Here is an 11175-nt window from a genome sequence, read left to right as displayed (position 1 = left end):
GCCGGTACGTTCGGCGGATTCCGCGCTCGGCCGTGCAGCCGCCGGAAGCCCCCGCCCGGCGCCCTCCTGTGCCGCAGGCGCACCGTCGTCCGAAAGCGGCGGGATGGGGGCAGTTCGGCCAGCGACGGCCTTCGCCGGCTGTGTCCGCTTCTTCCCCTGAACCACCGAAAGGCGCGGCGGCTGAAACGGCTTCACCCGGTCCGACGCCTTCGTCAGACCGGGCTTCAACAGAGCTTCGAGACCGGGCCGCACGTGTCGCGCCCCCTTCTTCTCATCAGGTTGTTCGTCGTCGCCGCTCACGCCGCGGCCACGCGATCAAAGAACCGGCGCACGTCGCCGTTCATGTTCGCCGCCTGCTCGTCGAGCGAGGACGCGAGCGTCTGGACGGTGGTGACGATGCCTCCGATGTCCTGCGCAGCGGCGCGCACCGTGGCCACCGCATCAGCCACGCCCTGCGCGTCCTGCGATATCTCCTCGACCGCAGTGAGGATCGAATGCGTCGCGGCAGCCTGGTTCTCCACCGCCGCGGTGATTGCCTCGGCGGCCTGGACGACCTCACTGATGACCGCACCGATGCCGTCGAGATCGCTGACGGTCGCGCGCGTGGCCTGCTGGATCGCAGCGATCTGGTCGGCGATCTCCTGGGTCGCCTTGGCCGTTTGCATTGACAACGTCTTGACCTCACGCGCCACCACGGCGAAGCCAAGCCCTGCCTCGCCCGCACGTGCTGCCTCGATGGTGGCGTTGAGCGCGAGAAGGTTCGTCTGCCGCGCGATGCCGCCGATGAGTTCCACGATGGAGCCGATGCGCTCGGTCACCTCGGCGAGGCCGCGCACGCCGGCATCGGCGGCCTTGGCCTGCTCAGCAGCCTTGCCGGCAATCTCGTAAGCGCGCTCGGCGTAATTCTCGACCGTCTCGATGGACTTCGCCATCGAGCCCGCCGCGGCGGCGCTGCGGGCAGCCCGCCCGGCCATTTCCTCGGCCGTCTTCGTCATGCTGTCGGCCTGCTTGGTCGTGCGGCTCGTTGCCTCGCCGAGCTGCTCGGAGGCGCCACGCATGACGTGCGCCGCCTTATTGAGCGCCGCAAGGCTGTCGGAGAAAGTGTGGTCGAAAACGTCGATCTCGCCCGCCAGGCGCTTGCGGCGCTGCTCGCCGGCCGCCAGCAGCGTCTCGTGATAGACAGAGACGGCAATGCCCATGTCGAACATGACCGCGCCGTTGACGGCATTGATGAGCCGCGTCAGGCGGCCCGGACGCAGCCGCGTTTCCTTCACGAGCGCAGCCGTCAGATCGGCGAGGATGACGTTGTAGCCGCCGATGTACCAATCCGGCTCGATGCCCACGCGCACGTGCGCCCTCGCAACGGCCCGCACGCTCTCGAGATAGCCAGCATCGAATCCCGAGTTGAATAGCCGCTGCCAATGAACTGCCTGGGCCTTGGACAGCCTCTCCTGATGGTCGCCGACGAGCCTCGCCATCGACGGGAACTTCCCGACGTGGCGGTAGAAATCGGCAATAACGCGCGGCATGTGCGGTTTGAGAAGCTCCCAGGCAACCTTGAGCTCGCCGCGCATGGCAGCATCGATTTTGTAGAAGGCTAGACGCTCGTTCAGATAGTCAACCGATTCGGACATCATTCCTACCATGCGCACTTATCCCGGAAGCCGCGGCGCATCGCGGCCCCGGGCGGGAACGAGAAAGGGGGAGGAGGCAGGCCAACGACTCTCATCCAGCAACCCTCATTCAGCAGCCTCAGCCATGCGATTGGGAATATAGACTCCCGGCCGGCCAGACGCGGAGCGAAAGGCATCGGAAATGCCCATCACCGTCTCGGCCGCGCCAAGAACCAGATAACCGTCGGGTGCGAGAACCTTCGCCATCCGCGAAAGCACGTCTGCCTTCGTGGGGATGTCGAAGTAGATGAGCACGTTGCGACAGAAGATGATGTCGAACGTGCCGAGACCGGCGAAGGACTGCAGCAGGTTGAACTGGCGGAACTGCACCATGGCCCGGATTTCGGGCCGGATCTGCCACTGGTCGCCCTTCTGCTCGAAGTACTTCAGCAGGTACTGAATAGGCAGGCCACGCTGCACCTCGAAGGCTGAATAGATGCCTTCCCGGGCTCGGTCCAGCACGTGGGCGGCGATGTCCGTCGCCAGGATCTCCACGGTGACGCCCGGCAGCAGATGCGCATTCTCCTTCAGGATCATCGCCAGGGAATAAGGCTCCTGCCCCGTCGAGGCCGCGGCACACCACACGCGAATGAGGCGCGAGCCGCGCCGGTCGATGAGGCTCGGCACCATGAAGGAAATGAAGGCCTCGAACGGTGTCTTGTCGCGGAAGAAGGAAGACTCGTTCGTCGTCATCGCCTCGACGACGGCATCAGCCACCGCCCCCGTCGGCGCGGCCCGCAGGCCTGCAATGAGCTCCTCGACATTGGCGAGCCCCGCCTTGCGCGCAACGGGCGTCAGGCGGCTCTCGATGAGATACTGCTTCTCCTGCGAGAGGTTCAGCCCCGAGCGCTGCTTGAGGAACTGCTGCAGGAACTCGTAATCGCCGGCCGCAATCATGCCTTCCCCCCGACGATCAGCTGGCTGACCTTAGGCCCGATTTCCTCGATGGGGAGCACGGCCGCACAGGCACCGGCGGCCAAGGCCGCGCCCGGCATCCCCCACACGACGCTCGTGGCCTCGTTCTGCGCGATGACGCTGCCGCCCGCTTCGGCAATGGCGAGCGCACCCCTGGCACCATCGCTGCCCATGCCCGTCAGGATGACGCCGAGCGTCGCCGCGCCGAAGACGTGGGCGACGGACTCGAACATCGGGTCCACCGCCGGCCGGCAGAAATGCACCGGTGGCGCGTCCGAGAGACGGATGACGGGCTTGTCGCCGACCTTCTCGACGAGCATGTGCCGGCCGCCCGGCGCCACATAGATGCGCCCGGCCACCAGCGGCTCGCCATCGACGCCCTCAGCAGCCTCCCGCTTCGCGGCACGGCCGAGATGCTGGGCGAGAATGGTTGTGAAGGTCGGTGGCATGTGCTGGACGATGAGGATGGGCAGCCGCGCCAGCGCCGGGCCGGCCCCCTGCAGGAACTGCATCAGCGCCTGCGGCCCGCCGGTGGAGCTGCCGATGCAGAGGACACGCGCCGGCACGCTGGAGTAGGGCCTCAGCTTTTCCACGCCCCGCGACGCATGCGGCCGCGACTGGGGTGCCGGAGCAGCAGCCACAGGTGCCGCCGGCTTCGGGGCCGATGCTTCAAGCGGAAGGCGCTGGCCCGCGGCGGAACGGGCGCGCACCCGCTGCCCAAGGTGGCGCACCTTCTCCACGAGCTCGCGGCGGAAGTCAGCCGAAGTGGCGAGGCGGCCCGTCGGGTCGGGCTTCGGCACATAGTCGGCCGCGCCGAGCGCCAGCGCCCTGAGGCTCGTCTCCGCCCCGCGCTGGGACAGCGTGGAGGCGACGAGCACGACGGTGTCGGGCTTGGCCTTGAGGAGGAGAGGCAGGGCCGTGAGCCCGTCCATCTCCGGCATCTCGATGTCGAGAATGACCACGTCCGGGCGGGAGTGGGTCATGTCCTGCGCCGCGAGGCGGCCATGCCGGTGCGTGGCGACGACGGCGAAGTCGTGCTCTTCCTCGAGCCAGCGCGAGACGAGCCCGCGCACGACCGCCGAGTCGTCCACGATCATGACGCGGATCTGGTCACCCGCCGGAGCGGCTCCCGTGACATTGGTCATTAAAGCGGCTTTCCAGCGTCAGCGAGAGCCTCAGCCTCGATAAGGCCGACCTCTTGGAACTTGAAGGTCAGGATCTCACGGTCGAAGGGCTTCATGATGTACTCGTCGGCCCCCGCGATGAGCGCCCGCGCGATATGGCCCGGATCGTTCTCCGTGGTGCAGAACACGATCTTGGGGCGGTTGCCGCCCTCCATGGCGCGCACCGCCTCCAGGAACTGTGGGCCGTCGAGGACCGGCATGTTCCAGTCGAGCAGGATGGCATCCGGCATGAAGGACATGCAGTGGTCGAGCGCCTCCTGCCCGTTGCCTGCCTCGCTCACCTCGAAGGACAGTTCCTCGAGGATCTTGCGCGCCACCTTCCGGATGAAGGGGGAATCATCGACCACCAGACACGTTTTCATCCGCCGCCTCTAATTACTCTCCGGCTTCGACAGCTGCGGCTCAGGCCGCCATCGCCCCCTGTCGCAGGGACAGGACACGCTCGACGTCGAGGATCACCATCAGCTCGTTGTCGAGCCTATGGATGCCGTCAGCCACCTGGGCCCAGCGCGGATCGAGATTCATCGGGTTCGGCTCGCGCGTCGAACTGTCGAGCGCCAGAACCTCGCCGACCGTGTCGATGATGAGACCGTAGGACTCGCCCTTGTAGTCGATGCCCACGGCCATCGGCTGCACGATGTCCGTCGCATCGGGGAAGTCCAGCAGCCGGCGCATGTTGATCGTCGTCACGATGCGTCCGCGCAGGTTGAGCACGCCCTCCACCGCGCGCGGCGCACGCGGCACGCGCGTCGTGCGCTCGGGCATGAAAACGTCGTGCACGGACAGGATGGGCAGGCCGAAGAGCTGCCCGGCGATGCGCACGGTGACATACTGGACGGTGTCGGCGGACTTGCCCGCCGCCTCGGTCGGCTTGGTCATGCTGCTGCCACCTCCTGTTGGACCCCGGCGAACTCCTTGAGCGCCTCGAGAAGGCCGGGCTTGTCGAACTTGGCGATGTAATCGGAGAAGCCGACGGAACGGCCCCGCTCAATCGCCTCGGGTGTGCACAGGCCGGAAAGAGCGATGATCGGCAGCCCCTCCAGCCGCGGATCACTGCGCAGACGGCTGGCGAACTCGAAGCCGTCCATGTGCGGCATCTCGATGTCGGTGACGACCACGTCGAACATGGCGCCGCCCTCGATGAGCTGCAGGGCGGTGACGGCCGAGTCGCACAGCGTCACGTCGTAGCCGGCGGCCTTGAGCGCCGGCCCGATCATGTTGCGGAAGAAGGCGCTGTCATCGACCAGCAACAGGCTGCGCCGCTGCGGCTCGCCCTGCTGCGCGCGACGGTGGAACCAGTCCTTGAAGCCCATCGGCAGGTAATGGGCAATGTCGATGATCTCCGTCGTCTGGCCGCGCACGACGCCCGAGCCGAGGATGCCCGGCACATCCGACGCGAGAGTGATCTCGAACTGCTCCTCGACGATGTCGATGATCTCGTCGACCATGAGGCCCACGGAGCGGCCGGAATCCGAGAACACGAGCACCGGCTGCGTGCCGCTCTCGCGCTGTTCGACGCGATCGTTGACCGGCACGAGCGGCATGAGCGTGCCGCGGTACTGGACGACCGGCCGACCCGTCGCGCGCTCGATCTTCTCCACCGGCAGCTCCTCGAGGCGAGTGACGAGCGACAGCGGCACCGCCTTGGGCTCCGGCCCGCCGGCGCGGAAGAGCAACAGCGCCACCGCGTTGCCCTTGCCGGACGCCCGCTCGGCGTCGGCCGCGCTGGAGTCGCTGGAGCTGAGTGTCGAGGAATGCGCCACTGCCTGGGCGATGCCGTTCGGGTCGATGATCATGATGACGCTGCCGTCACCAAGGATCGTATTGCCCGAGAATATCGACAGGTGCCGCAGCAGCGACGACATCGGCTTCACCACGATTTCCTCGGTGTGGAAGACCGCGTCCACCACGATGCCGAAGGTCTGGTTGCCGACCTGCATGACGACGATGAAGCCCTGCTCGCCCTGCTCCGTCTCGTTGACGGCGCTGCCGGGCTCAGCCGTGCCGAGCAGCTCCGCGAGCGGTACGACCGGCAGCAGCTTGTTCCGCAGCCGCAGCACCGGCGTGTTCTTGATCCGCTCGATGCGGTGGCCCGACTTGTGGTGCACGCGCACCAGCTCCATCACCGCCAGCTGCGGGATGGCGAAGCGGTCGCCCGCCGCCTCGACGATCAGCGCCGAGACGATGGCGAGCGTGAGCGGGATCTTGATGACGAAGGTGGTGCCGCGCCCGGGCACGGAGCGCACGTCGATCGTGCCGCCGATAATCTCGATGTTGTTGCGCACCACGTCCATGCCGACACCGCGGCCCGACACGCTCGTGACCTTGGCGGCAGTCGAGAAGCCGGCGTGGAAGATGAACTTGTGGATCTGGGCCTCGCTCATCTTCTCGAGCTCGGCCTCGGTGGCCAGTCCGTTCTCCAGCGCCTTGGCGCGGATGCGCGCCGTGTCGAGACCACGCCCGTCGTCCGAGATCTCGATGATGATGTGCCCGCCTTCGTGATAGGCGGCGAGGCGGATCTTGCCGCGCTCGGGCTTGCCGGCGGCACGACGCTGCTCCGTCGACTCGAGGCCATGGTCCGCCGAATTGCGCACCATGTGCGTCAGCGGATCCTTGATGAGATCAAGGATCTGCCGGTCGAGCTCGGTCTCGGCGCCGACCATCTCCAGGTCGATCTGCTTGTTCAGCTCCTGGGCGAGATCGCGCACGATGCGCGGCAGCTTCTGCCACGCGTTGCCGATGGGCTGCATGCGCGTCTTCATGACGCCTTCCTGCAGCTCGGCCGTGACGTTGGAGAGGCGCTGCAGCGGCACCTTGAACTCGGTGTCGCCCTGGCGGCGGGCAATCTCCATGAGCTGATTGCGCGTCAGCACCAGCTCGGAGACCATCGTCATGAGCTTCTCGAGCGTGTCGACATTGACGCGCAGCGACTGCGAGGACACCGAGCCCTTGCCGGCCCCTTCGTCAGCCTCGCCCGCCTTGCCCGGCTTTGCCGCAGGCTTGGCGGCGGGCTTGGCCTCGCTCTTGGCTTCCGCCTTCGTCTCGGTCTTGGCCTCGGCAGCCGGCGCCGCGGGAACCTGCTTGGCGACCGGCTTCGGCACCGGCACCTCGGCCTGCGCCTCGCGGAAGGCACGCTCGATGTCGTCGAGCGAATCCTCGCCGGGCAGCAGCTCGCGCTCCAGCACCTGGGGGGTCAGCGTGCCGACGGAAACCTTGCGCTGTGGCGCCGGCTCCGGCTCGGGCTCCGGTTCGGGCTGGGCTTGCGAGCCGAGGGCGAGCGCCTCAAGCGGGCCGATGAGGTCGTCGTCGTTGCCTTCCGGCTCCTGGCCGAGGTTGGTCTCCAGCTCGACCAACAGCTCCTTCACGCGGTCGATCGTGCGCAGGATGAGACCGACCGCCTCCGTCGTGACCGGCGCCCCCTCGCGGAACTTGCCCATGAGGGTTTCTGCGGCATGGGCCAGGGCGCCGAGGCGCGGCAGGCCGAGGAAGCCGCACGTTCCCTTGATGGTGTGGACGAGGCGAAAGATGTTGTCGAGAACCTGAGCGTTGTTGGGATCCCGCTCGAACTTCACGAGTTCGACGTCAACGACGTCGATATTCTCGTTCGTCTCGGTCAGAAACTCCCGAAGCAGATCGTCCATGCGCCCAACTCCCAAAGCCCGCCGTGCGGCCCGCCCGCCCGGCGCCGGAGGGATCGCGGCCGCCAACGGCCCGCGCATCCCTCCTTCCCGTTCCGTTCCGGCCGAAGCCTTCCCCCCGGCCTCTCAACCCCTACCGATCAGGCCGCCCGCACCCGTGCGATGAAGCGGTCGACCTCCTCACGCAGCCGCTCGGCCTGATCCGTCAGCTCGCTGGCTGCGGACACGATCTCGGACGCCACGCGTCCGGTATCGGCCGCCGCCTGCGTCACATCGGAGATGTTCGCCGAAACCTCCTGCGTGCCCTGCGCCGCCTGCTGGACGTTGCGGGCGATCTCGCCCGTCGCAGCGCCCTGCTCCTCGACGGAGGAGGCGATGGTCGCGGAGATCTCGTCGATGCGCGCGATCGTCTCCGAGATGCCCTCGATGGCGCGCACGACGTCGCCGGTCGCAGCCTGGACCGCGTTGATCTGAGCCGCGATCTCCTCGGTGGCCTTGGCCGTTTGCGCCGCGAGGTTCTTCACTTCCATGGCGACGACCGCGAAGCCCTTGCCCGCCTCGCCTGCCCGGGCTGCCTCGATGGTGGCGTTGAGGGCGAGGAGGTTCGTCTGCGCCGCGACGTCGTTGATGAGGCGGATGACTTCGCCGATGCGCTGGGCGCTCTCGTCGAGACCGCGCACCACCTGAACGGTGGAACCGGCCTGCTGCGCACCCTCGCTGGCAATGGCGGCGGCGTTCGTGACCTGCTGGCCGATCTCGCGGATGGACGCGGAGAGCTGCTCGGCCGCGGAGGCGACGGTATGCACGTTGTTCGTTGCCTGGTCGGACGCAGACGAGACCGCGAGCGACTTGTAGTTGGTCGCCTCCGCCGCGGCGGTCATGGCGGCGGCATGCTTCTCAAGCTGGGCGGCAGCGGCAGACACGGAGCGCACAACGCCGATGACCTGCGCCTCGAAGGCCTCGGCCAGCTCGTTCAGCATGGCGCGCTTGCTTTCCTCCGCGCGCGCGTCGATTGCCGCCCGCTCGCTCTTCAACCGCTCGCCCTCGATGAACGCATCGCGGAAATGCTCTGTGGCATCCCAGATGGCGCCGACCTCGTCGCGCGAGCGGCGCGTCTCGAGCTCGATGTCGTAATTGCCGGCGGCCATCTGCTGCAGGACGCCCGAGACCCGACGCAGCGGCCGGCTGAGGAGGAACGTCCCGATCCATGCGCCGAGACCAACGGCGAACGCCAGACCGATGACCGCAGCGCCCACGACGAGGTTCATCATGCGGTCCTGGAAATTCTGCATGTTGGCGCGGATGCTCGCCAGCTGGCCGAAGATGGCCTCGACCTGGCTGTCGAGCAGATCCTGAAATTCCTTGCGGTTGCGCCGGTTGCTCTCGTTGTTGCCCTGCTCACTGGCAGCGGCGGGCGAAACGTCGACGCCGAGCCGCGCGGTCTCGAGGCGGAAGGCCCGGAACTCGGCGGCGCGCTTGGCCAGTTCGTCAAAGGAGGCGAGCCGGTCCGGCGGGACGATCGCACGCCACTGCGAGATGGTCTTGTCCATCTCGTCGAGATACTTGCGGATGCCCTCGGCGAACTGCATCGCAGAGTCGCTCGTCTCCGACATGTAGACGCCGCGCGATTCCATGACGACCGCCGAGATGAGGCGGTTGAGATGCTCGGCGTAGAAGGCGCGCTGGGCGGTCTGGTTGAGCAGGCTGGTCTGCTTGTCGTACTGCCGCAGCGCATAGACGGCCATCGCCGCGACCATGACCGTTACCGCCCCCATGATGGCGACGATCGTATAAATCTTGCCGGAGATCTTCATGCGCGCCGCTTTCCCTGCCGCAAAAACGTCTTAGCTATAAAGTTGACGTGAGGACGATCACGACCCCATGTCCTCTTTTCTCAGGTAATTAATTTCCTCGATGAGAACGTCGTGGATGATCGGACTGCCAAGTCTTTCGTTGGTCCTGTCCTTGATCACCTGCAACAGTTCCGTCAGGTTTTGCCGCGAAAGGTTCCGGAAATCGATGCGGTCCTCCGCGTAGATGCGGCGGAAAGCCTCGTCGACCAGGAAGGGATCGGGCGGCACGGACATCTCGCGCAGCGTCGCCGCATCCGCCGTGTAGACGAGCTGTGTGACAATGTAGCCCTGCAGGTCACCCTCGATGATGACCGGCACGTTCATTGTCGGCAGCTTTTTGTATTCGAGCCCCTCGAGGTAGGTCTGCTGCCCACCGAGCGGATTGCCGCCCGCGACCCAATAGGCGGTCGCGTAGCTCGACATCAGGGCGATGGCGGCCACCCAGAACCCGGTCAGCAGCAAACGCATCATCGCGCGGGCCCCCTGACGTGCCCGGACGGCTGGTAGGTGCCGTCAGATTCCTCGGCGCGGATGGACGCGGCCACAATCTCGGCGACCTCGTTCATGGCGCGCAGGTTGAGTTCAAGCACCGCCTGGTTACGGGCAAGCTTCTGACGCACGCTACTCAGACGGTCGATGACCTGGCGCTCGAGGGGCTCCTGGTCGACCACCTTCATGAGCCGGCTCAGCTCGAGCAGGATCTGGCTCTTGCGCCGGTTGCTCTCCTCAAGGTCGATGTCGTGGTGTGTCTCGAGCGCGCGCGTCTCGACGTCGACAACGAACTCCAGCCGATCCATGGCGCGCAGCAACGCGGAGCCTGTCGCGGACAGCCGCGGCCCCACGGTGGGAAGGATGCTGCCTTCGCTGCCGGCAGCATCGGCGATGCCGCCGCCTGCTCCTGCCCCGCTCATTTCATCGAACGTCATGCTCTGTTCTCCTCACCTGTTCCGCCGATCGGGGAGGCTCCCTTGCCGTCGCTGTCAGCCACTTGCTGTCTTGCCTTCAGGGAGCGCTCGGTGGACGTGCGCAGCATTTCGGCAATGCCGATGCCCCCAGCCGCAGCCACCTGCTCGCCCATCTTCTCGGCGAGCATCGATTTCCAGATCTTGCCGGCCGTCCCCGTTCCGAAGACGACCTCGCCGTTTTCCGGCAGCATGGCCTCGATGAAGTTCTGGAGAACGAAGGCCTCGAATTTCCGATAGGGGTCGCCTTCGCTCGGGCGCACGGACGCCGCACGGCTGCGCATCGCCGTGAGCGCGCCCTCGATATCGTGCGTCGAGCCGAGCACCGGCCGCCGGACGGCGTCGAAAGTGTCGGCGAAATCAACGCCCGCTTGATTCGCCGGCATGTTCTTGAGGCGCTCGAGCGCGGCCTGATAGCGCGACGGCTCGACGGCCCGCGTCACCTCAAGCACGATATCCGACGGCGGCTGAATGGCCATGGCTTACCCTTTTCACGGCGCAGAACGGATAGAGTCGTGCGCCGTGGGGTAATTTGCCCACGCAGGCTTATGTCAGGCTTGCGTCGCGCGCGCCTGAAGAGCGTCGAGGATCTCCGCCAGGCTGCGCTTGTCCTCCTGCTCGCGCGAGACGCGCGCCACCCGCGCCGTGTACCGTTCCACGCGCTTCAGCTTCATCGCCTCGTTGAGCACCAGCTGCGCCTGCGAGCGTCGCGCTTCCTCGAGTTCGGCGGCGTGGCATGCAAGGCGGTGAAGGTGGCGGGCCATGGTCTCCACGAACATGCCGTGCAGCGGCTCGTCCGCGTTGAGGCTCGCCAGGATGTCCGTCTGTGCGCGCGAAAGCTCGGCCTGCCGCCGCTCGATGTCGGCGAGCTTCGCCTCCGCCATGCGGCACAGGCGCTCCTGCACGTCGATGAGACGGCGCATCTTCTCGAGTCTGCGGCGGGCGTCCAT

General features: G+C 66.8%; 11 protein-coding genes. All 11 read right to left on the bottom strand.

Annotation, left to right across the window (positions count from 1 at the left end; all coding sequences use genetic code 11):
• Nucleotides 1-296: 296 nt before the first annotated feature.
• The 11 genes from HNQ73_RS06440 to HNQ73_RS06390 all read right to left on the bottom strand — a co-directional run bounded on the left by HNQ73_RS06440 (nt 297) and on the right by HNQ73_RS06390 (nt 11175).
• Entirely contained in the window at nt 297-1646 is a 1350-nt protein-coding gene (locus HNQ73_RS06440) for a globin-coupled sensor protein (protein ID WP_183333466.1), read from the bottom strand.
• Nucleotides 1647-1739: 93 nt separating this feature from the next.
• Nucleotides 1740-2570 (bottom strand): CheR family methyltransferase, encoded by an 831-nt coding sequence (locus HNQ73_RS06435; protein ID WP_183333464.1) that lies wholly within the window; start codon nt 2568-2570, stop codon nt 1740-1742.
• Complete coding sequence (locus HNQ73_RS06430; protein ID WP_183333462.1) at nt 2567-3733, bottom strand: protein-glutamate methylesterase/protein-glutamine glutaminase; 1167 nt, start codon at nt 3731-3733, stop codon at nt 2567-2569. Before HNQ73_RS06430 ends, HNQ73_RS06435 begins: the two co-directional genes overlap by 4 nt.
• Nucleotides 3733-4134 (bottom strand): response regulator, encoded by a 402-nt coding sequence (locus tag HNQ73_RS06425; protein ID WP_183333460.1) that lies wholly within the window; start codon nt 4132-4134, stop codon nt 3733-3735. Before HNQ73_RS06425 ends, HNQ73_RS06430 begins: the two co-directional genes overlap by 1 nt.
• A gap of 40 nt (nt 4135-4174) precedes the next feature.
• Nucleotides 4175-4651, bottom strand: coding sequence for a chemotaxis protein CheW (locus HNQ73_RS06420; RefSeq protein WP_183333458.1), 477 nt, complete (start codon nt 4649-4651; stop codon nt 4175-4177).
• Nucleotides 4648-7413, bottom strand: coding sequence for a hybrid sensor histidine kinase/response regulator (locus HNQ73_RS06415; protein WP_183333456.1), 2766 nt, complete (start codon nt 7411-7413; stop codon nt 4648-4650). Before HNQ73_RS06415 ends, HNQ73_RS06420 begins: the two co-directional genes overlap by 4 nt.
• 137 nt (nt 7414-7550) lie before the next feature.
• Complete coding sequence (locus HNQ73_RS06410; protein WP_183333454.1) at nt 7551-9224, bottom strand: methyl-accepting chemotaxis protein; 1674 nt, start codon at nt 9222-9224, stop codon at nt 7551-7553.
• 57 nt (nt 9225-9281) lie between these two features.
• Complete coding sequence (locus HNQ73_RS06405) at nt 9282-9734, bottom strand: hypothetical protein (RefSeq protein ID WP_244650001.1); 453 nt, start codon at nt 9732-9734, stop codon at nt 9282-9284.
• Nucleotides 9731-10189: a hypothetical protein gene (locus tag HNQ73_RS06400; protein WP_244650003.1), complete on the bottom strand. Its 459-nt coding sequence runs from the start codon at nt 10187-10189 to the stop codon at nt 9731-9733. Before HNQ73_RS06400 ends, HNQ73_RS06405 begins: the two co-directional genes overlap by 4 nt.
• Nucleotides 10186-10704 (bottom strand): rod-binding protein, encoded by a 519-nt coding sequence (locus HNQ73_RS06395; RefSeq protein ID WP_183333452.1) that lies wholly within the window; start codon nt 10702-10704, stop codon nt 10186-10188. Before HNQ73_RS06395 ends, HNQ73_RS06400 begins: the two co-directional genes overlap by 4 nt.
• A 72-nt stretch (nt 10705-10776) precedes the next feature.
• On the bottom strand, nt 10777-11175 hold the full coding sequence (locus HNQ73_RS06390) for a hypothetical protein (protein ID WP_183333450.1): 399 nt from the start codon (nt 11173-11175) through the stop codon (nt 10777-10779).

The sequence above is a fragment of the Chelatococcus composti genome, from assembly GCF_014201415.1.
GTDB lineage: Bacteria > Pseudomonadota > Alphaproteobacteria > Rhizobiales > Beijerinckiaceae > Chelatococcus_A > Chelatococcus_A composti.
This window is presented reverse-complemented; position numbering and strand designations above follow the sequence as displayed.

Excerpts from the sequence above, each read along its gene's own strand:
- HNQ73_RS06410 (WP_183333454.1), bottom strand. The coding sequence starts at position 9,224 with ATGAAGATCTCCGGCAAGATTTATACGATCGTCGCCATCATGGGGGCG.
- HNQ73_RS06425 (WP_183333460.1), bottom strand. The coding sequence starts at position 4,134 with ATGAAAACGTGTCTGGTGGTCGATGATTCCCCCTTCATCCGGAAGGTG.
- HNQ73_RS06415 (WP_183333456.1), bottom strand. The coding sequence starts at position 7,413 with ATGGACGATCTGCTTCGGGAGTTTCTGACCGAGACGAACGAGAATATC.
- HNQ73_RS06435 (WP_183333464.1), bottom strand. The coding sequence starts at position 2,570 with ATGATTGCGGCCGGCGATTACGAGTTCCTGCAGCAGTTCCTCAAGCAG.
- HNQ73_RS06395 (WP_183333452.1), bottom strand. The coding sequence starts at position 10,704 with ATGGCCATTCAGCCGCCGTCGGATATCGTGCTTGAGGTGACGCGGGCC.
- HNQ73_RS06390 (WP_183333450.1), bottom strand. The coding sequence starts at position 11,175 with ATGGACGCCCGCCGCAGACTCGAGAAGATGCGCCGTCTCATCGACGTG.
- HNQ73_RS06420 (WP_183333458.1), bottom strand. The coding sequence starts at position 4,651 with ATGACCAAGCCGACCGAGGCGGCGGGCAAGTCCGCCGACACCGTCCAG.
- HNQ73_RS06400 (WP_244650003.1), bottom strand. The coding sequence starts at position 10,189 with ATGACGTTCGATGAAATGAGCGGGGCAGGAGCAGGCGGCGGCATCGCC.
- HNQ73_RS06440 (WP_183333466.1), bottom strand. The coding sequence starts at position 1,646 with ATGGTAGGAATGATGTCCGAATCGGTTGACTATCTGAACGAGCGTCTA.
- HNQ73_RS06430 (WP_183333462.1), bottom strand. The coding sequence starts at position 3,733 with ATGACCAATGTCACGGGAGCCGCTCCGGCGGGTGACCAGATCCGCGTC.
- HNQ73_RS06405 (WP_244650001.1), bottom strand. The coding sequence starts at position 9,734 with ATGATGCGTTTGCTGCTGACCGGGTTCTGGGTGGCCGCCATCGCCCTG.